Annotated in this window: 23 protein-coding genes; 14 read left to right on the top strand and 9 right to left on the bottom strand. The window is 40.6% G+C overall.

Annotated features, from left to right (window positions below):
• Positions 1-33: 33 nt before the first annotated feature.
• From AC1M84_RS12690 to AC1M84_RS12730, 9 genes are all read right to left on the bottom strand, one after another.
• Entirely contained in the window at positions 34-333 is a 300-nt protein-coding gene (locus tag AC1M84_RS12690; RefSeq protein ID WP_481595115.1) for a hypothetical protein, read from the bottom strand.
• A 17-nt stretch (positions 334-350) separates the two neighbouring features.
• Positions 351-533, bottom strand: a complete 183-nt coding sequence (locus AC1M84_RS12695) for a hypothetical protein (protein WP_481595116.1) — start codon at positions 531-533, stop codon at positions 351-353.
• A 177-nt stretch (positions 534-710) separates the two neighbouring features.
• The gene (locus tag AC1M84_RS12700) at positions 711-2,126 is read right to left on the bottom strand and encodes an efflux transporter outer membrane subunit (RefSeq protein ID WP_481593509.1); all 1,416 of its coding nucleotides are present in this window, start codon (positions 2,124-2,126) and stop codon (positions 711-713) included.
• A 12-nt stretch (positions 2,127-2,138) separates the two neighbouring features.
• On the bottom strand, positions 2,139-4,115 hold the full coding sequence (locus AC1M84_RS12705) for a MacB family efflux pump subunit (protein ID WP_481595117.1): 1,977 nt from the start codon (positions 4,113-4,115) through the stop codon (positions 2,139-2,141).
• Positions 4,116-4,117: 2 nt separating this feature from the next.
• Complete coding sequence (locus AC1M84_RS12710; RefSeq protein WP_481589269.1) at positions 4,118-5,470, bottom strand: MacA family efflux pump subunit; 1,353 nt, start codon at positions 5,468-5,470, stop codon at positions 4,118-4,120.
• 123 nt (positions 5,471-5,593) lie between these two features.
• Complete coding sequence (holA, locus tag AC1M84_RS12715) at positions 5,594-6,580, bottom strand: DNA polymerase III subunit delta (RefSeq protein ID WP_035270157.1); 987 nt, start codon at positions 6,578-6,580, stop codon at positions 5,594-5,596.
• Positions 6,581-6,586: 6 nt separating this feature from the next.
• Entirely contained in the window at positions 6,587-7,150 is a 564-nt protein-coding gene (locus AC1M84_RS12720; protein WP_035270158.1) for an LPS-assembly lipoprotein LptE, read from the bottom strand.
• Positions 7,151-7,393: 243 nt separating this feature from the next.
• Positions 7,394-10,015, bottom strand: coding sequence for a leucine--tRNA ligase (leuS, locus tag AC1M84_RS12725; RefSeq protein WP_481595118.1), 2,622 nt, complete (start codon positions 10,013-10,015; stop codon positions 7,394-7,396).
• 122 nt (positions 10,016-10,137) lie between these two features.
• Positions 10,138-10,497 (bottom strand): DUF4124 domain-containing protein, encoded by a 360-nt coding sequence (locus AC1M84_RS12730; protein WP_180000565.1) that lies wholly within the window; start codon positions 10,495-10,497, stop codon positions 10,138-10,140.
• A 554-nt stretch (positions 10,498-11,051) separates the two neighbouring features.
• On the opposite strand from AC1M84_RS12730, the gene AC1M84_RS12735 reads away from it, so the two are divergent.
• The 14 genes from AC1M84_RS12735 to hisS all read left to right on the top strand — a co-directional run bounded on the left by AC1M84_RS12735 (position 11,052) and on the right by hisS (position 25,792).
• Complete coding sequence (locus AC1M84_RS12735) at positions 11,052-12,779, top strand: acetolactate synthase 3 large subunit (protein ID WP_035265632.1); 1,728 nt, start codon at positions 11,052-11,054, stop codon at positions 12,777-12,779.
• The gene (gene ilvN, locus AC1M84_RS12740; protein WP_035265631.1) at positions 12,776-13,267 is read left to right on the top strand and encodes an acetolactate synthase small subunit; all 492 of its coding nucleotides are present in this window, start codon (positions 12,776-12,778) and stop codon (positions 13,265-13,267) included. The genes AC1M84_RS12735 and ilvN overlap by 4 nt, the downstream gene beginning before the upstream one ends.
• Positions 13,268-13,371: 104 nt before the next feature.
• Positions 13,372-14,388, top strand: coding sequence for a ketol-acid reductoisomerase (gene ilvC / locus AC1M84_RS12745; RefSeq protein WP_035265630.1), 1,017 nt, complete (start codon positions 13,372-13,374; stop codon positions 14,386-14,388).
• 58 nt (positions 14,389-14,446) lie between these two features.
• A complete protein-coding gene (locus AC1M84_RS12750; RefSeq protein ID WP_481593514.1) occupies positions 14,447-15,679 on the top strand; it encodes a putative phage abortive infection protein in 1,233 nt (410 codons plus the stop codon).
• Between the two features lie 539 nt (positions 15,680-16,218).
• Positions 16,219-17,496: a glycosyltransferase family 4 protein gene (locus tag AC1M84_RS12755; protein ID WP_481593515.1), complete on the top strand. Its 1,278-nt coding sequence runs from the start codon at positions 16,219-16,221 to the stop codon at positions 17,494-17,496.
• Positions 17,497-17,651: 155 nt separating this feature from the next.
• A complete protein-coding gene (locus AC1M84_RS12760) occupies positions 17,652-18,923 on the top strand; it encodes a glycosyltransferase family 4 protein (protein ID WP_481593516.1) in 1,272 nt (423 codons plus the stop codon).
• A gap of 19 nt (positions 18,924-18,942) precedes the next feature.
• Positions 18,943-19,494 (top strand): phosphatase PAP2 family protein, encoded by a 552-nt coding sequence (locus tag AC1M84_RS12765; protein ID WP_035265627.1) that lies wholly within the window; start codon positions 18,943-18,945, stop codon positions 19,492-19,494.
• Positions 19,495-19,605: 111 nt separating this feature from the next.
• Entirely contained in the window at positions 19,606-19,806 is a 201-nt protein-coding gene (gene iscX / locus AC1M84_RS12770; RefSeq protein ID WP_035265625.1) for a Fe-S cluster assembly protein IscX, read from the top strand.
• A gap of 109 nt (positions 19,807-19,915) precedes the next feature.
• Entirely contained in the window at positions 19,916-20,347 is a 432-nt protein-coding gene (ndk, locus tag AC1M84_RS12775) for a nucleoside-diphosphate kinase (protein WP_035265623.1), read from the top strand.
• A 122-nt stretch (positions 20,348-20,469) separates the two neighbouring features.
• Positions 20,470-21,705 carry a dual-specificity RNA methyltransferase RlmN gene (rlmN, locus tag AC1M84_RS12780; protein ID WP_481595119.1) on the top strand — a complete coding sequence of 412 codons (1,236 nt, stop codon included), beginning with the start codon at positions 20,470-20,472 and terminating at the stop codon, positions 21,703-21,705.
• 56 nt (positions 21,706-21,761) lie between these two features.
• Entirely contained in the window at positions 21,762-22,562 is an 801-nt protein-coding gene (gene pilW / locus AC1M84_RS12785) for a type IV pilus biogenesis/stability protein PilW (RefSeq protein WP_179998933.1), read from the top strand.
• Positions 22,553-23,353 carry a RodZ domain-containing protein gene (locus AC1M84_RS12790; protein ID WP_481591682.1) on the top strand — a complete coding sequence of 267 codons (801 nt, stop codon included), beginning with the start codon at positions 22,553-22,555 and terminating at the stop codon, positions 23,351-23,353. Before pilW ends, AC1M84_RS12790 begins: the two co-directional genes overlap by 10 nt.
• 18 nt (positions 23,354-23,371) lie before the next feature.
• Positions 23,372-24,493: a flavodoxin-dependent (E)-4-hydroxy-3-methylbut-2-enyl-diphosphate synthase gene (ispG, locus tag AC1M84_RS12795; RefSeq protein ID WP_481591683.1), complete on the top strand. Its 1,122-nt coding sequence runs from the start codon at positions 23,372-23,374 to the stop codon at positions 24,491-24,493.
• Between the two features lie 3 nt (positions 24,494-24,496).
• Positions 24,497-25,792, top strand: coding sequence for a histidine--tRNA ligase (gene hisS / locus AC1M84_RS12800; RefSeq protein ID WP_481593518.1), 1,296 nt, complete (start codon positions 24,497-24,499; stop codon positions 25,790-25,792).
• Positions 25,793-25,810: the final 18 nt, after the last annotated feature.

Below are 25,810 nucleotides of genomic sequence, written 5' to 3' on the forward strand. Positions count from 1 at the left end.
TGGTTGTGCGGTAGATTTTGTGTGCAGGCTTCTTCATTTGAAAATTATATGGCTGAAGAAGCCCTTAAGAATAGCTTTGTGCAACAAAGCCGCCTGATACCAATTTACGCCAGCAGCAACTTCAGGAATTCGATCTACTTTTGAAAATTCGTCAAAAATGCCAATGGGTTGTTGATTTGTTGCAGCAGTATATATATCAAAATCAGCATAAGTTGCTTTAGTCGCACTCAACTTATAATCTGATAAGGTCACTTTGTGTAATGGTGTTGCATCTCCATCTCCTTCGTAGGGAAGCCCATCTTGACTATGTTGAGGACCAAAGTCGCCCATCATAAAACTTCCACCTTTTACTAAATAAGTTCTCGTTTAGTTTTTTCTAAAAGCTCATTGATTTTCTTTTGTAAATTAGGATCTTGAGAAGTAGGTTGACTTGGTTTATTTAATGGTTCTTTACTAGGTTCAGTGGTTGTTTTTGCACAAGCAGTAAGTGCAAGAGTAGAACATAAAAGAGCAACTAAATTTTGTTTCATCATTTTATTATTCAGCAAATTACAGAGGTTATGAGTATTATCATATTAAAAGTATAGATATGGATAATTTTGGTTTTGTAATATTATGATGATCAAATTTATAGTATTTATATTGTTAGAGTTTGAAATACAACTTGAAAATAGATGAGTTTAAAAAAAGCCCTGACGGGCTTTTTTTATTTAAGGCAATTGCTGAATCGGACTACCGCCCAAAGCCTGCAATAACGTCACATAAGCATTGTACTGCGTCTGTTTAGCCTGAACCAAACTCAAATGTGCTTCACGTGTCGTGCGCTGGGCATCGATCAAATTCTTAAGTGCAATTGCACCATTTTTATAACGGACTTGGGTCAGTTGTTCTGTTTTCTCAGCCAGTTGCACATTACGTTCTTGTAGTGCCACTTGTTTGTCTATTTCATTACGTGCGGATAACGCATTTTCAACATCGGCAAATGCTTTATATAGCGTCTGACGGTATTGAATAATAGACTTTTCATATTCAAGTTCATTGACACGCAAATCACGCTTCATGTCATTCCATTGCAGGAAAGGGAGCGTAAGACCCGCACCCAATATCGCAGCAGGATTCGACAGCACGTTGCTGAGTGACGTGCTTGCGCCTCCTGTGCTAATGCTGCCAGTTAAATTAATCGAAGGATAATAGCTGGCCTTATTGGCATCTTTGTTCGCCAATGCTTTACGTAAACGTAACTCAGCTGCCTGCAAGTCAGGACGACGGGATAAAAGTTCAGCAGGTAAGCCCGATTGAATTTGAGGTAGGGCAGAACGTGGTAAGCGCTGTGGCTCCGCAATATTCAACTGTTGAACAGGTTGATTCAGTAAAACTGCAAGAGCAGTCCGTGTTTCAACTTTTTGCTGTTCGATCTGGCTTAACGTGGCTTTTTGACTTTGAACCGCTTGTTCAGCTGACGTTAAATCAAGACCTGATACCGCCCCAGCTCTATACTGTGTTTGCACTAATTCATAAGTTTTCTGCGTACTCGCTAAATTTTGTTGAGCCACAGATAGGCGTTCATTGAGATATCCCAATTGCCAATACAATTGTGCAGTTGTCGCAATCAGGCTTTGTGCAGTGGCTTGTAAATCCTGCTCTGTCGCAAGCGCTTCCCAACGAGAAGCCTCAGTTTGATTGGCCAATTTACCGAATAAATCCAGCTCATAGCTTAAGCCAGGATAGTTCAGTGAAATACCATTTGAAGAATCACCATCACCATCTAAACTAAAACGATGACCGACCGATGCACCTGCATTGCCAATACGCACACCTTGCTGACTTTCAGATTGCTTGGCTTGAATGCGTGCTTGTTGCAAATTAATCCCAGCAACAGCTAAATCAGTATTACGGGCAATCACTTGTTCAACCAATTGGTTGAGCTGTGCATCACCAAATAATGTCCACCATTGATCATGAAAAGCCTGTTGGTGGATATTTTGGCTGAGTTGTTGGCTGTTTTGAAAGCCCTGTGGAATATCGACTGCAGGAGCTTGATAAGGCGTTTTCACTACAGCCGCACAGCCGACTAAAGAGCCTGTTAATGCTAAGGTCATGAACAGTTTATGAAGTTGATTACGCATAGTTATACCTTATTATTCTCTTGACAGTGCATCGACAGGATTTAAACGAGCAGCATTTCGTGCTGGGATAAAACCGAATACGATCCCGATTAAACTTGAACAAACGAATGCAGCTATTATTGATGTGGTTGAATACGCCATTTGGAACGTGCCACCAGCAAAGTGTGTAATCAGCTGACCAATTCCCAGTGATAATAACACCCCAAGGATACCGCCTAAAATACAGACCAATACGGCTTCAATCAGGAATTGTTGCAAAATATCGCTTTGTCGAGCACCAACGGCCATTCGCACACCAATTTCTTGCGTTCGTTCAGTGACAGACACCAACATAATGTTCATGACACCGATACCACCAACGACTAAAGAAATCACAGCAATCGCAGAAATAAGTAAAGTCATTGTAGCGGTAGTTTGCTGGATGGTTTCACGAATACTGTCCGCATTTTGAGTGAACACGTCTTGCGCCCCGTGGCGTTGAACGAGTAAATTCAAGATTGCATTTTCAGCAGCTGTACTTGAATATTCATCTTTTACACGAACGATGATGCTTCTCACATTCGACTGTCCAAGCATTCGACTCATGACGGTTGAGTAAGGGAGATAGACATTAAGACTATCTGAATTACCCATTGCACCTTGTTGAGCATCTACGATACCAATAATACGACTAGGTACACTGCCCAATAGAATTACTTGACCAATAGGATCCGTACCATCGCTAAAGAATGTCTTTTGGGTATTGGTATCAATCACAACATCTTGGGCTTGTTCAGTAACACTATGTTTGTCAAATGGTTGACCTGATTTAAACGTTAAACCACGCACATAGAAAAAGTCTTCACTCACGCCATTGACTGTCGTGGATGCCTCTACATCTTTATATCTTCCCGTGACAGAACTATTGACTGAAGGACTTACACCATCTACGTAAGGCTGTTCCGCTAACGCATCAGCATCAGCAGGGATTAAGGTCTTGGCCTGAGAAGATCGGGAGTTATCACCAAAACCACGTCCTTGGTAGACCGTAATGGTATTGGTGCCCAAACTACTAATATTTTCTAAAATTTGTTTTTGTGATCCATTACCAAGTGCGACAACCGAAACGACAGATGCGATCCCGATAATGATTCCGAGCATGGTCAAAAAAGTACGCATTCGATGAGCATTCATGGCCAGAAGTGCCATGCGGAAAGCTTCACCTAAACGGTCTAAAGCTGAACGCCAAGACGATGTTTTCTTTTGCTCAGCACGAATCAATTCTTCACGTTCAAAGCCATCATCAATCTCAGGAACATTGGGTTCATCTGAAATAATATTACCGTCTGAAATCTCAATAATACGAGTCGCATTTTTGGCAACATTGTGATCATGAGTAACGAGAATGATGGTATGACCTTTGGCATTCAGTTCGCGTAAAATACGCATCACTTCAATACCGCTTTTTTTATCTAATGCACCTGTAGGCTCATCGGCGAGAATAACATCACCGCCATTCATCAACGCGCGAGCAATCGAAACACGCTGTTGCTGACCGCCCGAAAGTTGGCTCGGGCGGTTTTGGGTTTTTTCACCTAGACCTAAATCGGACAAAAGCTGAACTGCACGATCATGGCGTTCAGAAGCATCAGCACCGGCATAGATCGCAGGGACTTCGACGTTACCAGCTGCATTTAAGTCACCAAGTAAATGGTAGCGCTGGAAGATGAATCCGAAATATTCACGGCGTAATTGAGCAAGTTCATCAGGTTCTAGCTCACGTGTTTCGCGGCCCTTAACCTTGTAGCTACCATTGGTCGGTTTATCTAAACATCCTAAGATGTTCATCAGTGTTGATTTTCCTGAGCCTGATTGACCTACAATGGCAACCAATTCTCCAGGATAAATCTCAAGATTTACCCCTTTTAGAATTTGCACAGTATATTCACCAGCAGGGAATTCACGGGTCAGGTTTTTGACCTCGAGTAGAGGTGTTCTGGTCTGACTCATAATTACATTCTCATTGGACCAGCGCCACCACGTGCGCCACGTTTAGCTGAGTCATTTGATGAGTCAGAGCCATCAGCGATCACCACCTTATCGCCTAATTTTAAACCGCGTAAAACTTGCGCTGTTGCACGGTTATTTAGACCGATAAGAACAGGGGTCGGTTTGGCTGTGCCATCTGCTTGAAGTACGCGTACCATAGCCATGGAAGCTTTACCTTGATCGACTAATGCCTTTTCCTCAGCGGTTAATTCTAAACGCTTAGGACGATCAGCTGATGAACGTTCGGCACGCCCTTCACCACGAGCTTGTTCATTACGTTCTTGGGCATTTGAACCCGCATTTGCACCACGCTGGCGAGCAGGACGATTAGAGCTTTGAACAGCAGAAGATGGAATAGTCAGTGCATTCTTTACTTCATCTAACACGATATAAACTTGTGCAGTCATATCAATACGCAATTTTCCATCTTCATTAGGAACATCGAATAGAGCGTTGTAATACACAGCTGTACTTGATGAAGATGAATTTGAGTTGTTGGTTTCTGTATTGATTGAGTTAGGTGCAGGTTCAACTTGACGCAGTGTTGCGTAATGCTTTTTCTCGCTATTACCTAAAGTAGTGAAATAAACAGTTTGACCTTCCTCAACACGCATAACATCTGCTTCAGAAATTTCAGCCTTAACCGTCATGGTGTCAAGTTTTGCTAATTTCACGATGGTTGGCGCGCTTTGATTCGCGTTCACTGTTTGACCTTCTTCAGTCACAATTGCCACAATTGTGCCATCCATCGGAGCAACGATACGGGTATAGCCTAAATCTTCTTTAGTCGTAGCCAGTGATAAACGAGATTGCTCGATTTGAGCATTCATCGCGACGATATCGGCTTGAGCAGTTTTATAACTTGCTAATGCGGACTCATATTCGGCACGAGAAGTTGCATCTTGGGCATACATGGCTTTTTGGCGATTATATTCCGCCTCAACTTTAGTCAGATTTGCTTGTTTGACTGCCAATTGAGCCAACTGATTTTTAATGCTGGCTTCAGCTGTTTTTAGATCATTTTCCTGACGAACGGAATCGATTTGAGCAATCAGTTGACCTTGTTTGACTTGATCACCCAGTTGTACATACATTTTTTTCACCTGACCTGAAACCTGTGCACCAACGCTAACCATTTTGGTCGCTTCTAATACACCTGTTGCAAGGACAGAGTTTTCAATATCACCACGTGTCACTTCAGCGGTAATCAACTGAGGTTGCTCATCTTTAGGTTTAAAGAAATACCAAGCTAAAGCGATAGCTGCAATCGTAATGATCGCGATGATAATCAATTTCGTTGGTTTTATTTTTTGCATGGCGATATTGAAAAATGACGGAAATTAAGAGAATTATAATGATGAAATAAGGATAAAAAGTGTATTTTTCTTAAATAAAATCAATAATCATTTTTATAGTTATAAATAGACCTTGCTCGTTAACTAAGCAAACAAGGTTTTTCCACATAATTCAGCAATGGCTTGTTGCATGAGGTGTTCGGGATTTTCATTATTTTTGCCTTTGATGGCAGCATCGATTCTTAATAGCAATTGTGGCCATGTGAGAAATTGCTTGGGATTAAGACGTCTCAAGGCTTGTTGATAAAGACTGACTTTGGTTTTCCAGATGCCGAGTTGTAATGCATTTTGTGGTTGCTCAAAAAGTTGCATCAGTAAGCGCATTTCTTTGCTTACCGTCCATAATACTAAACTGTGTGGTTCGCCAGCTTCGACTAAATATTGGTATATTTTGATCGCTTGACTTAGGTTGCCTGAAATTAATGCATCGCTTAAGTCAAAAGTGGTATAGCGTGATTGATCTTGTAAGCATTCGAGCAAATGTTGCATTTCAAGATGCTGTACATCGGGGAACGTGTCTGCCAGACGCATTAAGCTGTTTTTAGCAGCCAATAAATTATGTTCGTGGTGGACTTCGAGCCATTGCCATGCATCTTGGCTCAGTTGAATCCCAATTTTATCAGCTTCTATGCTGAGTATACGCTGACGATCTTGCGCATAAGTTGCTGTAAGAGGAACCAAGACGCCATTGGCTTCAATCGTTTGAAAAAACGCCGACTTTAAGCTACTGCTATCTTGCTTAGGCATAATGATCAACAACAAGTTGTGTTCATTATGCTGGATATAATGCTTGAGTAACTTTAACGCATTGGCATCTGGCTTAATGTTGCCATGGACCTCTACTGCGAGATTTTGTGAAAAAAGAGAAAGGCTGTTGAGTGCATTAAATACATTTTTCCAATCAGCAACGCTTTGGATGTCATAGCGTTCTCTTTCCACGTGATTGATGATCCAACTTTGACGGAAAGCATCTAAAAGATTTTGCTCAAGTAAAGGTTCTTGACCATGTAATACCCATGCACCACGTGCTTCGTTTACACGTTTTAATGCTTGTAGATAATCTAACTTCATTCTGAGTTACGGATTTTCAGAGGCAGTAGGTTCAAAAGTTTGTTGCACAGGTAACAGTACATTTGCTTCTGCTTTTGGCAGACGGTTTGCAGCAATTTGACGAGAGATCTGTTGAGCGACATCGTCAATTAAGATTTCACTGAGATATTTATTTTGTTGATCATCTGTGTTCACGGTTGCAACATTATATTGATATGTACGTGTCGCAGTTAAAGTTCGAGGTTTTGTCACCAAGTTACCTTGACGATCTTCGATTTGGAAAGTCACAGAAAGTCTGAGTAGAACTTCAATGAGTTTGCCGTTGAGCTCATGGCGAATTGGCTTATAGTCAATGATACGCAATACATATGCATCGTTAGAGTTACTTAGTTGCACACCTGCAGCAGTGAGATAAACACTGAGTTTACGCTCTAAATCAGAAGTATTGGCAGGGAGTGCTAATTCAAGCTTTGTATAAGCCAGTGGCGTTGAAGTTGGATTGGTCCCTTTTAGATGAAATCCACAGCCGACCATAGTTGCGCTTAAGCCTAAAGTTAGAACAGCAATAGCTAAACGTTTGCTCAAATGCATTGTAGATCCTCTGTGTATTTCCTGAGACTCAGGATAAATTTTGAATATTCTGATTGTATGTGCAAAGCCCGTTGACTGGCAACGGGCTTTGTTTGGGAATTGTGAAATCCTTATATTCCCCTCTTTTTAAAAGAGGTGAGAAGCAATGCTTCGCAATGGAAATTAAATCCCTCCAAACCTCCCTTTCTTGCGCTTTGATCTAAAGCTGTGCTTTATATCTTACTCAGGGAGGCTTTAAGGTTCTTAAACCACCAAATTCACTAATTTATTCGGAACAACGATTTCTTTCTTGGTTGGACCTGTTAAGAATTGTTGTACTTCAGGCAATGCTTTTGCTTGCGCCAGAATGTCATCTTTCGATGCATCTACAGACACTTCAAGTTTGCCACGAAGCTTACCGTTCACTTGAACCACAATGGTTTGTGTATTACGTGTTAATGCAGATTCATCCACTTGAGGGAATAATGTTGCATTTAACTCGATACCAAACTGCGCCAATAATGTTTCACTTAAATGCGGTGCAAATGGAGCAAGTAAAGTTAAAAGCGTTGTAATAGATTCACGTGCAACAGCAACATCGTTGTCATCTTTCGCTTCAAACTTATTGTTTGCATTCAGAAGTTCCATCATCGCTGCAATCGCAGTGTTAAATGCATGACGACGTTCGATGTCATCACCCACTTTTTGGATGGTTTCGTGAGTCTTACGACGTAAGTCTTGAGCCGCAGTTGAAAGCGCAGCTTTATCAATCGCTGATGCAGTATTACCTTGTTCAAGGAAACCAGTTGTCAAGCGCCATACACGTTTTAAGAAACGGTTAGCACCTTCTACACCTGCATCAGACCATTCTAAAGATTGATCTGGTGGCGCAGCAAACATCATAAATACACGTGCCGTATCTGCGCCGTATTGGTCAATAATAGATTGTGGGTCGATACCGTTATTTTTCGATTTCGACATTTTTTCTTGACCGCCAACGATAACGTCTTGACCATCACCTTTGTATTTTGCAGATGTGATACGACCTTTTTCATCACGCTCAAGTTCGATGTCAGCAGGGTTGAACCACGTTTTCTTACCTGATTCAGATTCGCGGTAATAGGTATCAGCAAGTACCATACCTTGCGTTAACAAGTTGGTGAATGGTTCGTTACCTTGTACTACACCTTCATCACGCATCAATTTGTGGAAGAAACGTGCATATAACAAATGCAGAATCGCATGTTCAACACCACCGATGTATTGGTTTACAGGAAGCCAAGTTTGACCCGCTTCAGGTTTAACCATACCACCAGTAAAGTCAGGAGATGCATAACGCGCATAGTACCAAGATGATTCTACAAATGTATCAAGTGTATCTGTTTCACGACGTGCGTCGCCGTTACAGCTTGGACATTTCGTTTCATAGAACTCGGGCATCTTGTTGAGAGGGTTACCTGAACCATCTGGTACAACGTCAGTTGGAAGTACAACAGGAAGTTGATCTTCAGGTACTGGCACTTGACCACATGTTGGGCAGTTGATCATTGGAATCGGACAACCCCAATAACGCTGACGAGAAACACCCCAGTCACGTAAACGGAATTGAACTTTTACATTTGCAAGACCTTGTGGTTCTAATTTTGCAAGGAAAGCATCAAATGCACCTTGGAAGTCTAAACCATCAAATTCGCCTGAATTGACCAATTTACCTTCTTTTGAACCGTACCATTCTTGCCACTGAGTCGCATCAAAATCATTATCATCAGCGCCTTTCGCATCAATGACTTGCTTAATAGTTAAGCCGTATTTGTTAGCAAACTCGAAGTCACGTTCATCGTGTGAAGGCACCGCCATCACCGCACCTGAACCGTATGACATCAATACATAGTTTGCGATCCAAACAGGAACTTCTTCACCTGTTACAGGGTGCTTAACTGACAAACCTGTTGCCATGCCTTTCTTTTCAGCAGTAGCGAGGTCGGCTTCTGCCACAGAACCCATACGGCATTCTTCAATAAATGCAGCAAGTTCAGGATTATTTTCCGCAGCTTTAAGCGCCATCGGGTGTTCTGCTGCAACTGCAACATAAGTTACACCCATTAAAGTGTCAGCACGTGTAGTAAATACAGTTAGGCCATCTGCATAAATTTCAGGATTTGCTGAAGGGAAGGTAATTTCCATACCCTGTGAGCGACCAATCCAGTTACGTTGCATCGTAAGGACTTGTTGTGGCCAACCGTCTTTGAGTGTGTCTAAGTCATCAAGTAATTCTTGCGCATAGTCGGTAATGCGGAAGTAGTACATTGGAATATCACGTTTTTCTACCAATGCACCTGAACGCCAACCACGACCATTTTCTACTTGTTCATTTGCAAGTACAGTTTGGTCTACAGGATCCCAATTTACCGTTGAAAGCTTACGGTAGATTAAGCCTTTTTTATAAAGCTGAACGAATAACCATTGTTCCCAGCGATAATATTCTGGTGTACACGTTGCAAATTCACGATCCCAATCAACCGCAAGACCTAATTTTTTAAGCTGATTACGCATGTAATCGATATTTTCGAAGGTCCATTTTGCCGGTGCAACTTGGTGTGCAATCGCAGCATTTTCAGCAGGTAAACCAAACGCATCCCAACCCATAGGTTGTAATACAGTTTCACCTTTGAGACGGTGGAAGCGGCTGATCACGTCACCAATCGTGTAGTTACGTACATGACCCATATGCAGTTTGCCACTTGGGTAAGGGAACATCGAGAGGATATATCGACGTGGACCTTCTACAGTGTCGGCAACTTTAAAGGCTTTGCGAGATTCCCAGTCCTGTTGAACTTGGGGCTCAATCGCACTGGCTTGGTATTCAGAGTCAATGTGAGTAGTCATATACGTAATACAAGAGAACGGTTAAAAAATTTAGCGCACAGCATAGCGCAAAAAGCACCTAAAAGTGAATTTTACAGACTGAAAATGGATGCAAAACTTAAATTAAGATCAAAAAGACAAATTCACTCATTTGAAACTTGAGTTTCGCTTAATGGAGCAGCATTTGTGTTTTGTGACTCAGTATTTGAAGCACTCTTTGTTTGCTGTTGCGTTGGTATCGTTTGAGTCTGTGAGGTTTGAGGAGCTTCGCTCTGGTTTGTATTTGTATTGACAGATGTTGTTGGTGCTTTCCAACCATACGTTTCAACTTTCCCTTTCTTTTTTGCTGATTTTGGTGGTGGGGTGGTGGTGTAGTGGGTTGAACCATTTTGATCGACCCATTTGTAATATTCTTTTGCCTGCACCATAGATGAACAAATAGAAACGAAAACGACCGTTGATGCTAAACAAGAAAGTTTTAAAGATGATGCTAGTGAATTCATGACTTCACCTATAAAGAAATAAGAGGGGAATGAGTTTTTTTACACGTTTATATCGCAGTATTTTGCGAGAAACTGATGAAGATTAATTGGTTTTATTTTAATCAAAAAAATCATTTTGCGTATAAATTGTTTTATATAAATATTAAAAATAAGTGTTTGAAATTTTTTTTATAAATCATCCAACCAAAAGTTATCGTTTGAAAAATAATCGGTTGGTAAATAAACAATAAAAAGGTTTCGGCAAACCTTGACTTTGGTCGTGAAAAAACTAAAAATGCTGCTCTAGTTTTATATGTTTTGTTCGATCACCCTTCGAATAAATATCATGGCTTGCAATAACGTTGTCTCTAAGCCGAGACAATGAAATAGCAGAAATATGTTTATCCCAACATGTTGAATATGCAGTCGCAACTCAAACGGTTGTGATCGAAAAATTTTATTATTGCAGCAAAAACGATGAAATATGTGTGCTATAACAGTGCATACAAACGAATGAATGAAACACGACTTATGTCTCCCATAACCGTCGTGGAAATAAGATTAGGGTGAATACGTTGGAACTTTTATCTGGTGGTGAAATGCTTGTTCGCGCATTGGCGGACGAAGGCGTTGAACATGTTTTTGGATATCCAGGCGGCGCAGTTTTACACATTTACGACGCGCTATTCAAACAAGACAAAATTAATCATTACCTCGTGCGTCATGAGCAAGCTGCTGGTCATATGGCAGATGCATACTCGCGCGTAACAGGTAAGACAGGTGTTGTACTGGTGACCTCGGGTCCAGGTGCGACTAACACTGTGACACCAATCGCGACAGCTTACATGGACTCAATCCCAATGGTGATTTTGTCTGGTCAGGTTGCAAGCCATTTGATTGGTGAAGATGCATTCCAAGAAACGGATATGGTGGGTATTTCTCGTCCAATCGTGAAACACAGTTTCCAAGTGCGTCATGCGAGTGAAATTCCAGCGGTTATTAAAAAAGCTTTCTATATCGCGTCATCAGGTCGTCCAGGTCCTGTGGTTGTTGATATTCCAAAAGATGCAACAAACCCTGCTGAAAAATTTGCATACGAATATCCTGAAAAAGTAAAAATGCGCTCTTACCAGCCGCCACACCGTGGTCATACTGGTCAGATCCGCAAAGCTATTGATGAATTGATCAATGCTAAACGTCCTATTATTTATACGGGTGGTGGTGTTGTTCAAGGCAATGCATCACATTTATTGACTGAATTAGCACATCTATTGGGTTATCCAGTAACCAATACATTGATGGGGCTAGGTGCATTCCCTGGTAATGATCCTCAATTTATTGGTATGTTGGGTATGCATGGGACATATGAAGCGAACATGACCATGGGTCACGCTGATGTGATTCTATGTGTTGGTGCGCGTTTCGATGACCGTGTAACCAATAATCCTGCAAAATTCTGTCCAAATGCGAAAGTGATTCACATTGATATCGATCCTGCGACGATTTCAAAAACAATCATGGCGCATATCCCAATCGTGGGTGCGGTAGAGCCAGTTCTTCAAGAAATGTTAGCGCAATTAAAACAGCTGAATATTTCTAAGCCGAACCCTGAAGCTATTGCGGATTGGTGGAAACAAATCAATGAGTGGCGTCAGGTTCATGGTTTGAAATATGAAAAACCAACTGACGGTACGATGAAACCTCAACAAGTTGTTCAAGCTTTAGATAAAGTAACGAACAGCCAAGCAATCATCACTTCTGACGTTGGTCAACATCAGATGTTTGGTGCGTTGTATTACAAATACACACGTCCACGTCAATGGATTAACTCAGGTGGCTTAGGCACGATGGGTGTTGGTCTTCCATATGCGATGGCGGCTAAGCTTGCATTCCCTGACCAACAAGTTGTTTGTATTACAGGTGAAGCATCCATTCAGATGTGTATCCAAGAGCTTTCAACATGTAAGCAATATGGCCTAAATGTTAAAATCTTGTGCTTAAACAACCGTGCTTTAGGTATGGTGAAACAATGGCAAGATATGAATTATGAAGGTCGTCACTCAAGTTCATATGTTGAGTCATTGCCTGACTTTGCGAAGTTGATGGAAGCTTACGGACATGTAGGTATTCAAATTGATCATGCCGATGAGCTTGAATCGAAGCTTGCAGAAGCAATGGCGATTAATGATAAATGTGTATTCATCAACGTGATGGTTGACCGTACTGAGCATGTTTATCCGATGTTAATCGCGGGTCAATCTATGACAGATATGTGGTTATCTAAAGGGGAGCGCACAGCATGAGACATATCATCTCTGTTCTCATTGAGAACGAATCTGGCGCGCTTTCACGTTTAGTGGGTTTGTTCTCACAACGTGGCTATAACATTGAAACTTTGAACGTTGCGCCGACAGAAGACCCAACAATGTCTCGTTTGACATTGACGACTTATGGTGATGATCACAAGATTGAGCAAATCACAAAACAACTCAACAAACTTGTTGAAGTGGTTAAAGTGGTTGACCTTTCTGAAGGTTCACACATTGAACGTGAATTGATGTTAATCAAAGTAAAAGCTTTGGGTTCTGCGCGTGCTGAAATTAAACGCACAGCAGATATCTTCCGCGGACAAATCGTGGATGTAACACCAACGACTTACACGATTCAAATCGCGGGTACAACTGAGAAAATTGATGGTTTTATTGATGCTTTGGCAGAGAATACCATTCTTGAAGTTGTACGTTCAGGTGTATCTGGTATCGCACGTGGCGAAAAAGTTTTAACAATCTAATTTTTTATTAACAAATTCTTCCCTCCTCCGAGAGGAGGGGGTTGGCGAACCACATTAACATTCGCTAATCAAACGGAAGCCAAAGCATTTTAGCGGAGACAGCAATGCAAATTTTTTATGATAAAGACTGCGACTTATCTATCATTCAATCTAAGAAAGTAGCAATCATTGGTTACGGTTCACAAGGTCATGCTCACGCGCTTAACCTTAAAGATTCTGGCGTTGACGTAACTGTTGGTTTACGTGCTGGTTCTGCTTCTTGGAAAAAAGCTGAAAATTCTGGTCTTAAAGTTGCTGAAGTTCCTGCTGCTGTAGCTCAAGCTGACGTAGTAATGATCTTGACTCCAGATGAATTCCAAGCTCAACTTTACCGTGATGTAATTGAGCCAAACATCAAGCAAGGTGCTACTCTTGCATTTGCTCATGGTTTCTCTGTTCTTTATAACCAAGTTGTTCCACGTGCTGACTTAGACGTAATCATGGTTGCTCCAAAAGCACCTGGTCACACTGTACGTTCTGAATACCAACGTGGTTCAGGTGTTCCTGATCTTATCGCGATTCACCAAGATGCTTCTGGTAATGCACGTAACCTTGCGCTTTCTTACGCTTCAGGTGTTGGTGGCGGTCGTACAGGTATTATCGAAACTTCTTTCCGTGAAGAAACTGAAACTGACCTTTTCGGTGAGCAAGCAGTTCTTTGTGGTGGTGCTGTTGAATTGGTTAAAATGGGCTTCGAAACTCTTGTTGAAGCTGGATATGCACCAGAAATGGCTTACTTCGAATGTCTACACGAACTTAAATTGATCGTTGACTTAATGTTCGAAGGCGGTATTGCGGACATGAACTACTCTGTATCTAACAATGCTGAGTACGGTGAATATGTAACTGGCGTTGAAGTAATCAACGAACAGTCTCGTGAAGCGATGCGTAATGCGCTTAAGCGTATTCAATCTGGTGAATATGCGAAGATGTTCATCCAAGAAGGTGCATTAAACTACCCATCTATGACTGCTCGTCGTCGTCAAAACGCTGCTCACGGTATCGAAGTAACTGGTGCTAAATTGCGTGCGATGATGCCTTGGATTCAAGCAAACAAAATCGTTGATAAAGAGAAAAACTAATTTTCTTATCTAGCTGATTTTTATGCTATAAAAAACCCTGCGAAAGCGGGGTTTTTTTATGAATGATAATAAACAAAAGAAAAAAATAGATCCTTTGGATATGGTGTTTGGGATTGCTTGCTTATTAGTTGTAGCCGTTCTAATTACATATTGGCTCAATTTTAAAAATAATCCGATTTCATCTGAAGTTGGGAATTGGGGAGCATTTGGTGACTATGTTGGTGGAACCATCAATCCAATACTTGGATTTTTTAGTTTTATGGCTCTTTTAATTACGCTTGATTTACAACGCAAACAATTAAATAAGACAGAAGAGCAGTTAGAACTAAATCGTGAGGAATTGGCTGAAACTAGGAAAACCTTGGAAAGGTCAGCTCAGGCTCATGAAGATTCCAAAGTTATAATGAATGAACAATTGAAAACACAATCATTGCAACAATTTGATAGCTTATTTAGTACATTGCTTTCAGAGTTATCTCGAAAAATTGGATTACTCTACCCAGTAAAAGTAGAAGCTCTATTTTCAAAGTTAATCATTAATTATGAATCAAATAGAGTAAAACGTGAAAAAATTATCGAAGATGGAGAGGTTACAACACTCTTTATTTTTTTATATCAAATATTAAAAAATATTGATAATGGGCTTGATGATTATTTAACAAAGAAAAAGTATTCAAATATCGTTAGGAGTCTTATACCTGATGAAATTTTACAATTATTGCTAATAAATTGTTTCCTAAATACTGAAGAACATAATTTCAAGGAATATAAGAAGCTGGTTGAGAAATTTCAATTTTTTGAGCATATGTCTTTATATGATGACACATGTTTAATGAAAACATCCCTATTGCTGAGTGTGGCTACTCATTATGAAATTAAAGCTTATGGTCAAAATAGAGCTTTTATTAATTTTAGTAAGAATTGGATTTTTGACGAAATTAAAAAAAATAATAATCTTGTAGAAGTTTTACGAAATATTGCTAATAATTCTATTGAAGTTAAGCGTGAACGCCTCATAGAAGGAGAGAATCATAATTTATTTTATGTTCGTGATGGAGATGATTGTCCAAATATAGCTTGTGTATGGTCAACTCAAAAAAAATGCTTCACACATTTAAATTTATTTAATCAAAGGGTTGAAAAAATTAAAATAGATTCAGAGAAAATTTATCTATTCTCTGAATCGTACCCAAAAGGGATCGGTATTTCCTTGGAAAAAGACAGTTCAGGAAAAGTAAGAATCCTAAAAGAAAATATTTTTGAGTACGTTGTGCCAACTTTAGAGAGATAAGGAAAATGATCGCTTAATATCAATTTTAAATCAGACATTATTTTCCATCTACTAAAATAAGGCATCGAATAAAACGCTTCAAGATCGTCGTTTTATTTACTGGATTTATGATTCTGTTCAACAAAAATTTAAACGTGCAGAGCAGTACGAGCAAATCGTTGGATTCCCACTGTTACATGGTGGTAAACAGCACATTGATTTTTCTAATGGACAGGTTTATACAATTGTTGAAGGCATTTTGAAACCAGTTGCAGTTAATGCTGATTAAGAAACTAAACAATTAGCAGATCGGACATCATCAGAATCCTCTGTGGCTCTTCAAGGAGAAAACTTGGAAAAACGGATTGAAGAACCACCAGTTAACTCTGGTCAAGAGCAAGCGAATGAGCTAGGCAGCGATGTAGATCGTGTTCAAGAGCAAGAGCCTTAAAAATGTGAAAATCTGAATGAGCCTTATGACAAGGCTGTCATGAAACCATCATCATATTGACATTATGTTCTTATAAATTTTAGGCATAGCATGAATAAAAGGTGTGATGATGGCACTCCTAAATTTACAAGTAACACAACAAAAAAAATTATTTGAATTATTGGACATTAAAAAAAATACGTCATTTGAGGATTTTATTCATCTTCCTGATGCTGATCAGCCTAAACGACATCCTCAATTAAAAATTGCCATTGTGACTGAGACATGGTCACCAGAGATTAATGGTGTTGCAAACTCACTGATGAATTTATGTCTGGGTTTGCAGAAGCGAGGTCATCAAATTTTGTTGATTCGTCCCCAACCCAAAGTGAAATGTAAACGGTTTAAACCTGATGCAGAGTGTTGGGTGCATGCTCAGGCGATTCCGAAATATCCCACCTTACAGTTCGGTTGGCCACAGTTTTCTAAAATCTCAAAAGCGGTTGAGGTATTTCAGCCAGATATTGTGCATATTGTGACAGAGGGACCATTGGGATTTGCGAGTCTAATGGTAGCTAAGTCTCAGAATATTCCTGTTTCAAGTGGTTTTCACTCTGCCTTTCAAGAGTTTAGTCGATACTTTGATTTTCCTTTTCTCGTTAAACCTATCTCAAAATATTTAACATGGTTTCACAATAAGACAGACGTGACTTGTGTGCCAAGTTTAGATACACAGCATGCTTTAAAACAAATGGGAGTAAGCGGTGAGTTAAGGGTGGTGGGGAGAGGTGTTGATACCCAATTATTTAATCCGAATAAAAGATCGAAGTTATCGAGAGAGCAATGGACTGCAAATGAGCATACACGAGTGCTGATTTCCGTTGGTCGGTTGTCACCTGAAAAGGAAGTAGACCTGATTATTCGGACTTTTTTGAAAATGGAAGGTGAGGTTGAACATTATACTAAATTGGTCATTGTCGGAGATGGACCAGATCGAGTAAGGCTTGAAGCCCTTGCGAATCATCACCCTGATATTATTTTTATGGGAAGTTTGACTGGCGAAGACTTGGCTTGTGCATATGCCAGTGCAGATGTGTTTATCTTTCCAAGTAAAGTTGAAACCTTTGGAAATGTCGCGCTTGAAGCATTGGCAAGTGGCTTGCCTGTGGTGGCTTATGATTATGCATGTGCCAAACTGCATGTTGTGCACAATGAAACGGGATGGCTGATCCCTCTCGGTGATCTAGATATGTTCGAACGAGCAATGACAGCAACATTGAATCAACCCGATTTAAAAATAATGGGTGAGAAAGCGCATCTTGCAGTTGCTGCAACAGGATGGTTGAAACCTGTTATTGATTTTGAGCAAGCGTTATTTTTTGCTGTGCATCGTACTTTATTTCACTAAATTATTTTGAATTCGTAGTTTCTTGTCGCGTGTTTGAGGGTGGTCGGTGAATCAGTCATCTATTCTAATTATGACAAGTATTTAATGAAATCATCATCATAATGAAATGATCCATCTCTAAAGTAAAAGTATGAAAAAAATACAAAAGAGGTGTGATGATGGGAATCATGGACACTGTATTGCCTAGATCGACAACGCAATATGATCACCAGAGGCTAAAATTTAAAAATCAAAACTCCGATCGGGATGTATCGGTGCTTGAGCAATTGGGGCGATCTAGATTAAAAATAGCTGTCGTTACGGAGACATGGCCACCAGAGCTGAATGGTGTTTCATTGTCTTTACTACAGATTTGCAAAGGTCTACAGAAGCTTGGTCACAAAATTCTATTGGTACGACCTTCACAAAAACAAATATGTTCGGAATTTTCTCCGAACCGTGAGTGTTTGGTGAATGGTCAAACCATTCCGAAATATGCCCATATGCAATTTGGCTGGCCACAGTATGGCAAAGTGGCTAAAGCATTTGATGAATTTCAACCAGATTTGGTGCATATCGTGACGGAAGGACCATTAGGTTTAGCGGTACTTCAGCTCTCAAAAAACAAAAAGATTCCTGTGAGTAGCGGTTTTCATTCTGCTTTTCATGACTTTAGTCGGTTTTATGATCTTGCTTTTATGGTCAAGCCGATTCAGCACTATCTCAAATGGTTTCATAACAATACGCAATTGACCTGTGTGCCAAGTCAGGACTCGGCTGATGCGATACGTAGCTTTGGTGTTACATGTCAAGTTGAAGTGATTAAAACTGGGGTGGATGTTGAAAAGTTTTCACCTACTTTTCGAAGTGTGCAACTCAGACGACAATGGGATGCTTGTGAAAATACAACTGTGCTACTTTATGTTGGTCGTGTTTCACCTGAAAAAGAAATTCAGGTGTTAATTGATGCCTATTTAAAACTTAAAACACAAACAACGCGCAGATTTAAGTTGGTCATCGTGGGGGATGGGCCCGATTATTCGCGTTTGGTTCGTCAGAGCAAACATACCGATATCATCTTTACTGGAAGCTTAAGTGGTACAAATCTTGCTGAATCATTTGCAAGCGCAGATGTATTTGTTTTTGCCAGTCAAGTAGAGACATTTGGCAATGTCGTGCTTGAAGCGATGGCGAGTGCATTGCCTGTCGTTGCTTATGATTATGCTTGTGCTAAGCAGTATTTAGATGCGGAAACAGCATGGTTAGCACCTTTGGGTGAGCCTGCAACTTTGGTTCAATATATTGTTAATCTGCCCCAGAACAAACGCTTGCATGCAATGGGGATGCAAGCAATGAAAAAAGTACAACAAGTCGGATGGCAACATCCAGCTCAACAACTCGAACATGCATTTTATCGTGTCGTGCAGCAGAAAACGCTCACGGCCTGAACGATAGGAGTAGAGTGAAATGAATTTTAAAAATACCAAAATAAAAATACTCGATCTTGATCTAAGAGGATGTCTCTATTTCAATAATCTATCGCATACACAAAGTATTGCGCTCATATTTAAAATTATTAGTCGGCTCGGAGATGGCGTTTTTTGGTACATGATGGTGGCGTTGGTGTGGCTACTGCAAGGACCGCAATACACTATTCAAATTTTATATATTGTTGTTGCTGCTTCGTTAGGTACGCTGATTTATAAAATTTTAAAAACAAAAACAGTACGTCCACGACCATACCAAGTTCACCAAGTTATTCATATTGGCGAAAGACCACTAGATCATTTTAGCTTTCCTTCTGGTCATACATTGCATGCAGTAATGGCAACAATCGTATTGGGTTATGTAGAGCCTGTCTTGCTGGTGATGATGATGCCATTTACCATTTTGGTTGCGTTGTCGCGCATGGTATTGGGATTGCATTACCCAACTGATGTTTTAGTTGGTGCCTTAATTGGGGCGACGGTTGCTAGTGGTATTATCTTGGCTGCTCCAGCATTGAATATCATATTGTGAGGGTATGTTGATTGCATGATAAGGCGTACAAAAGCAATATAATTGTACGTCTTGATTTGCTTTTTGCTAAAATTAAGCCATGAATTCACCAAAGATGATTTAGGAATAAGTATGGGTTTACGTTGGACAGACACCCTTGATATCGCAATTGAACTGTATGAAGCCCATCCAGATGTAGATCCACAATGGATCCGTTTTACTGATCTTCATGCATGGGTTTGTGCGCTTCCAGAGTTTGAAGATGATCCAAACAAATCAACAGAAGGATTGTTAGAAGCAATTCAAATGGCTTGGATTGACGAAGCTCGATAATTCATCGATCGAAAAAAACCATTTTTTTACACGCGAAAAGCAGATAATCGCGCATTATTCGGTATAATGCGCCAAAATTTTCATGTCAATTTGACTAAAGGAGCCAATCATGGCTATTGAACGTACTTTATCTATCGTTAAACCAGATGCAGTTGCTAAAAACCACATCGGTGACATTTTTGCTCGTTTCGAAAAAGCTGGTCTTAAAATCGTTGCGACTAAAATGAAACATTTAACTCAAGCTGAAGCTGAAGGCTTCTATGCTGAGCACAAAGAACGTGGTTTCTTTGCTGACCTCGTTGCGTTCATGACTTCTGGTCCAGTTGTTGTATCAGTTCTTGAAGGTGAAAACGCAGTTCTTGCTCACCGTGACATCCTTGGCGCTACTAACCCTAAAGAAGCTGCTCCAGGTACAATCCGCGCTGACTTCGCTGTAAGCATCGACGAAAATGCTGCTCACGGTTCTGACTCTGTAGCATCTGCTGATCGTGAAGTTAACTACTTCTTCGCTCAAACTGAGATCGCTCCACGTACTCGTTAATTCGCAGTATTCAAACCAGATAAGTGCTATACTGCTTATCTGGTTTTTTTATTTCTGAAAGATTTTATTGCTTGAAAATTGAGCATGTTCTTTTATCCCACATTATGGTTTAGGTAATACTCATGAATTCTGAAGTTGTCGCTTCATCCGTCAATTTAGATGAACAACAGCCCACTACTGTTCAAGTACAGCAGGCTGATACTGTACAGAAAGTGAATTTACTTGGCCTGTCACGTCCGCAAATGGAAAAATTCTTTGAGGATATGGGGGAGAAAAAGTTCCGTGCGGGTCAGGTGATGAAATGGATTCATCAGTTCTTCGTTACTGATTTTGCTGAAATGACCAATATTTCAGGGAAATTACGTGAAAAACTTGAAAAGATTTGTGAAATTAAAGCACCAGAAGTCGTGCATAAAAACTTTTCTAAAGATGGAACACGTAAGTGGGTATTCCGTGTAGGTGATGGTGCGGGTTCTTTGGTTGAAACAGTACTGATTCCTGCTGAGGATAAAACGGGTTCGCGTAAAACCTTATGTATTTCATCACAAGTCGGTTGTGCTTTGGACTGTTCGTTCTGTTCAACAGGAAAACAAGGTTTCCAACGCGATTTAACACAGCCTGAAATCATTGGTCAGTTGTGGATGGCGAACTATTCCTATATGGAAGATGTGCCTGTTGCTGAGCGTGAGCGTTCTGTGACCAACGTGGTAATGATGGGTATGGGCGAGCCATTACTGAACTATGATGCTGTGCTTAACTCAATGCGTATCATGCTTGATGATTTCGCCTATGGAATGTCTAAACGCCGTGTCACACTGTCAACTTCAGGGGTTGTGCCGAAGATAGATCAATTGGCTCAAGATATTGATGTTGCGCTTGCAATTTCATTGCATGCAACCAATGATGAGTTACGTAACGAATTAGTACCAATTAATAAAAAATATCCGTTAGACCAACTCATTGCAGCGTGTCAGCGTTACATCACTAAAGATGGTAATGAAAGTGCACGTAAGCATGTCACAATTGAGTATGTCATGTTAGACGGAGTCAACGATCATCCTGAACATGCACAGCAGATGATTAAGTTGTTGAAAAATTTACCAAGTAAAATTAACTTGATTCCATTTAATCCATTCCCACATGCACCATACGGGCGTTCGAGCCGAAATCGCATCATTTCTTTCCAAAAAACTTTGTCTGATGCTGGTTTTGTGTGTACGATTCGTCAGACACGTGGGGATGATATTGACGCAGCTTGTGGTCAATTGGTAGGTCAAGTGGCTGACCGTACTCGTCGTGCAGAACAATGGAAGAAAAAAGTGCTAGAACGTAATGAAATTATGCGTTCACAAGGCTAGTTGTATCATTTAGATGTGAATGATTAAAAAGAGGGAGGCATCATTTGAGCAAGCCGATGTATAAAAAAATAGTCATGACGATGACAGTCGCTTTATCTGGATTGCTTTTCTTTGGATGCCAAACTACCAGTGGCGATACGAGCAAAAAGGATCCTGAGAAATCAGTGAAAGTTCGTACCCAAATGGCGGCTGAATATATTCGGAATGGGAATTTAGATGCTGCCAAACGTGTGCTTGATCAGGCATTAGAGGTTAATTCGCGCGATTCAACTGCAAATATGATGATGGGGGTGTTGCTTCAGCAAGAAGGAAGTGACATCAACATGCAACGTGCAGATCATTATTTTTCTCGTGCGATATCAATTGATCCTAAAAATGCGCAAGCACGTAACAACTATGGTACGTATTTGTATCAAGTGAAGCGATATAATGATGCTGTTAAACAGCTTTCAATTGCAGGCGCAACGCTTGGATATGACCAACGTCATCGTGCATTAGAAAACCTTGGGCGGATTTATCTCATTCTAGGGGATATACCGAATGCTGAAAAAACGTTCAAACAAGCACTGCAAGTCAATCGTGACTCGACTGTTTCAATGATAGAGTTAGCAGAGATATTTTATCTGCAAAAGAATAATATTGCCGCGCGTCAGCTATATGAGCAATTTGTACTCAAAGTTGGCCAGCAAAATCAAGGTGCGCGAGCACTCTGGATTGGTTTACGTATCGCACGTGCCAATGGTGATAGAACGGGAATGTATGTGCTGGTGAATCAGTTGCGTACTTTATTTCCAAATAGTCAAGAATTTCAACGTTATTTGCAATTACAGTTCAATACTGAGGCCGTATGGAAGTAAATCCTAATTCACAGCAACCTACTGGTTCAAACGTAGCACCTAATGCTTTAGGAAATATTCAACGCCCTGGCGAGTATTTGCGTCAAATCCGTATTTCTCAACAACGTGATCTGGTCAAAGTTGCTGGTGATTTGAAAATGCCAGTAAAAACGCTTGAAGCGTTAGAGCAAGACGAATACAAATCGTTGCCAGAAGCGACTTTCATTAAGGGATATTATCGTTCGTATGCGAAGTATCTCAAAGTTGATGCCTCTGCTTTGATTCAACGTTTTGATGAAATCTATCAAAATGATACAGGTTTACTGCCAAATCATGCTTTGAACAATTCTCCAATTAAAATTATGGGGAAACTTCCTGGCTCGAAAAGCGTACGTAATCGCAAGTGGATTAAACGCATCGTGATTGCGTTAATTATTTTGGGCGTGGCTTGGCTATTAATCTCCGCAATCCAAAAATGGGCGGCTAAAGGCGATTCGTCAAACTCTGATACGAATCAATCCAACAATGTCCAAATTCTGACCTTAAACAATGGTACAGGCACGACTGAAGCAGTATCAGGCGATACGATGAATCTCAGTTTTAGCCGCCCTACATCAGTACACATTGTGGACAGTACGGGTAAAGTTTTAGCAACTGGACGCCAATCAACTGCGATTAGTTTGAATGGACAGTCTCCATTCCAAATTCGATTAGATGATGCTCAAGCCGTTTCATTGAGTTTAAATAATGAAAATATTTCATTGTCACCATATACCGTAAACGGAAAAGCTGAATTCCGTTTATCACGTTAATGGGTTAAAGGTAAAACGATGATCGAGAATCCGATTCGACGCAAACCAACGCGTAAAATTCGCGTAGGTTCTGTGTATGTGGGTGGCGATGCGCCAATCAGTATTCAAAGCATGACCAATACTGAAACGTGTGATGTAGCTGCAACAGTTGCACAAATTCAACGTTGTGTGGATGCTGGTGCGGATATTATGCGTGTGTCTGTACCGAGTATGGAAGCCGCTACTGCTTTTGGAGAAATCCGTAAACAAGTGCAAGTTCCACTCGTTGCCGATATCCATTTTGACTATAAAATTGCTTTGGCTGTTGCAGATTTGGGTGCAGATTGTCTGCGTATTAACCCAGGGAATATCGGTTCAGAAGCAAAGATTCGTGAAGTGGTTGCTGCGGCTCGTCACAACGATATTTCAATGCGAATTGGAGTCAATGCAGGCTCTCTCGAAAAAGATATTCAAAAGAAATATGGTGAGCCAACAGGTCAAGCTTTGCTTGAGTCAGCAATGCGTCATATTGATATTTTAGATCGTTTGGATTTCCAAGAGTTTAAAGTGTCAGTGAAAGCATCGAATGTCTTTTTGACGATGGATGCTTATCGTTTGTTGTCACAACAAATTGACAATCCTTTACATTTAGGGGTGACTGAAGCTGGAATTTACCGTACTGGTTCGGTGAAGTCGGCAATTGCACTGGGCGGATTGTTAATGGAAGGCATTGGCGACACCATGCGAATTTCATTAGCAGCGGAACCTGAGGAAGAAATCAAAATTGGTTTTGATATTCTTAAATCTTTGGGCTTACGTTCAAATGGTATTAACTTTATTGCTTGCCCAAGTTGTTCACGTCAAGAATTTAATGTCATCAAAGTGATGCAAATGCTTGAAGAGCGTTTGGAAGATGTACGTACTCCAATGGATGTTTCTGTCATCGGGTGTAAAGTCAACGGTCCTGGTGAAGCTAAAGAAGCTGATATTGGTGTAGTGGGTGCAAGTCCACGTTCACTGGTGTATCGTAATGGTGAAAAGAGTCATTTAATTGACACAAATCAATTGGTTGATGAAATCGAAAATATGGTTCGTCAACGTGTTAACGAGCTTGAAAAAGCTAAATCAAAAGAGATTATTCGCACAGGTTTTTCTGAGTAGATCATGAGTTCAATCGTCGCAATCAAAGGTTTTAATGACATTCTCCCAACGCAAACCCCAGCTTGGAGACGTCTTGAACAGCATCTGTCTGGTTTGATGGATGCCTATGGCTATCAACAAATTCGTTTGCCGATGGTTGAACAGACAAACTTGTTCAAGCGTTCTATTGGTGATGCAACGGATATCGTTGAAAAAGAGATGTATACGTTCTTAGATAAAGGTAATCCTCCTGAGTCTTTGACCTTACGTCCTGAAGGTACTGCGGGTTGTGTACGTGCTATGCTCGAACACAATTTGCTTCGTGGTGCGACACCGCGTGTTTGGTATATTGGACCGATGTTCCGTTATGAAAAACCGCAAAAAGGTCGTTACCGTCAATTCCATCAATTTGGTGTGGAAACGTTTGGTGTTGCAACTCCTGATCAAGATGCTGAACTGATTTTGATGACTGCGCGTCTGTGGAAACGGATGGGTGTTGCGGACAAAGTTCAATTAGAGCTTAATACTTTAGGTGAGTCAGATGAGCGTGCAGCTTATCGTGCAGCCTTGGTTGAGTTTTTAGAATCACATAAGTCAGATTTAGATGAAGATTCGCAGCGTCGTTTAACGACGAATCCACTGCGTATTTTGGACTCTAAAGATGCAAAAACTCAAAGCATTTTAGAAAATGCGCCTAAACTTCATGACTTTATGGGTGAGGAGACGCTGGCACATTTCCAACAATTACAGCAATATCTAACTGATGCAGGTATTTCATTTGTCATTAACCAAAAGTTGGTTCGTGGCTTGGATTACTATAATAAAACTGTATTTGAATGGACGACGACACATCTCGGTTCACAGGGTACGGTTTGTGCTGGTGGTCGTTATGATGGTTTAGTGGGTCAGTTAAAAGGTAAACCAGATCAATCGGTTCCTGCGGTTGGTTTTGCAATGGGTATTGAGCGTTTATTGCTTCTTTTAGAACAAGTAGAAGACAATACACCAGTACGTGATTGTGAAGTATTTTTACTTGCAGATCCTGCGACGCAAGGCAAAGCTTTAGTTCTAGCTGAACAAATCCGAGATCAATTTGAAGCTGCAAGCAGTTCAGTGCGTCTGAAAGTCGGCTCTCAAGGCTCGATGAAAAGTCAAATGAAAAAAGCGGATCAGTCTGGTGCAATTTATGCCTTAATCTTTGGTGAGCGTGAAGCTGAGGCGCAACAACTTTCAGTCAAAGAGTTAGCTACAGCAGAGCAGACACAAGTAGCGGTCAATGACATTGTGCCGTTCATCATTGATAAACTATCTTCAAAATAAATTTAAGAACATAAGGAA

This window comes from Acinetobacter sp. 24-47-66 (assembly GCF_056779755.1).

Excerpts from the sequence above, each read along its gene's own strand:
- AC1M84_RS12755 (WP_481593515.1), top strand. The coding sequence starts at position 16,219 with ATGGCACTCCTAAATTTACAAGTAACACAACAAAAAAAATTATTTGAA.
- ispG (WP_481591683.1), top strand. The coding sequence starts at position 23,372 with ATGATCGAGAATCCGATTCGACGCAAACCAACGCGTAAAATTCGCGTA.
- AC1M84_RS12720 (WP_035270158.1), bottom strand. The coding sequence starts at position 7,150 with ATGCATTTGAGCAAACGTTTAGCTATTGCTGTTCTAACTTTAGGCTTA.
- AC1M84_RS12790 (WP_481591682.1), top strand. The coding sequence starts at position 22,553 with ATGGAAGTAAATCCTAATTCACAGCAACCTACTGGTTCAAACGTAGCA.
- pilW (WP_179998933.1), top strand. The coding sequence starts at position 21,762 with ATGTATAAAAAAATAGTCATGACGATGACAGTCGCTTTATCTGGATTG.
- rlmN (WP_481595119.1), top strand. The coding sequence starts at position 20,470 with ATGAATTCTGAAGTTGTCGCTTCATCCGTCAATTTAGATGAACAACAG.
- AC1M84_RS12705 (WP_481595117.1), bottom strand. The coding sequence starts at position 4,115 with ATGAGTCAGACCAGAACACCTCTACTCGAGGTCAAAAACCTGACCCGT.
- AC1M84_RS12765 (WP_035265627.1), top strand. The coding sequence starts at position 18,943 with ATGAATTTTAAAAATACCAAAATAAAAATACTCGATCTTGATCTAAGA.
- hisS (WP_481593518.1), top strand. The coding sequence starts at position 24,497 with ATGAGTTCAATCGTCGCAATCAAAGGTTTTAATGACATTCTCCCAACG.
- AC1M84_RS12690 (WP_481595115.1), bottom strand. The coding sequence starts at position 333 with ATGATGGGCGACTTTGGTCCTCAACATAGTCAAGATGGGCTTCCCTAC.
- AC1M84_RS12700 (WP_481593509.1), bottom strand. The coding sequence starts at position 2,126 with ATGCGTAATCAACTTCATAAACTGTTCATGACCTTAGCATTAACAGGC.
- AC1M84_RS12695 (WP_481595116.1), bottom strand. The coding sequence starts at position 533 with ATGATGAAACAAAATTTAGTTGCTCTTTTATGTTCTACTCTTGCACTT.
- AC1M84_RS12710 (WP_481589269.1), bottom strand. The coding sequence starts at position 5,470 with ATGCAAAAAATAAAACCAACGAAATTGATTATCATCGCGATCATTACG.
- leuS (WP_481595118.1), bottom strand. The coding sequence starts at position 10,015 with ATGACTACTCACATTGACTCTGAATACCAAGCCAGTGCGATTGAGCCC.
- ilvN (WP_035265631.1), top strand. The coding sequence starts at position 12,776 with ATGAGACATATCATCTCTGTTCTCATTGAGAACGAATCTGGCGCGCTT.
- AC1M84_RS12730 (WP_180000565.1), bottom strand. The coding sequence starts at position 10,497 with ATGAATTCACTAGCATCATCTTTAAAACTTTCTTGTTTAGCATCAACG.
- iscX (WP_035265625.1), top strand. The coding sequence starts at position 19,606 with ATGGGTTTACGTTGGACAGACACCCTTGATATCGCAATTGAACTGTAT.
- AC1M84_RS12760 (WP_481593516.1), top strand. The coding sequence starts at position 17,652 with ATGATGGGAATCATGGACACTGTATTGCCTAGATCGACAACGCAATAT.
- ilvC (WP_035265630.1), top strand. The coding sequence starts at position 13,372 with ATGCAAATTTTTTATGATAAAGACTGCGACTTATCTATCATTCAATCT.
- ndk (WP_035265623.1), top strand. The coding sequence starts at position 19,916 with ATGGCTATTGAACGTACTTTATCTATCGTTAAACCAGATGCAGTTGCT.
- AC1M84_RS12750 (WP_481593514.1), top strand. The coding sequence starts at position 14,447 with ATGAATGATAATAAACAAAAGAAAAAAATAGATCCTTTGGATATGGTG.
- holA (WP_035270157.1), bottom strand. The coding sequence starts at position 6,580 with ATGAAGTTAGATTATCTACAAGCATTAAAACGTGTAAACGAAGCACGT.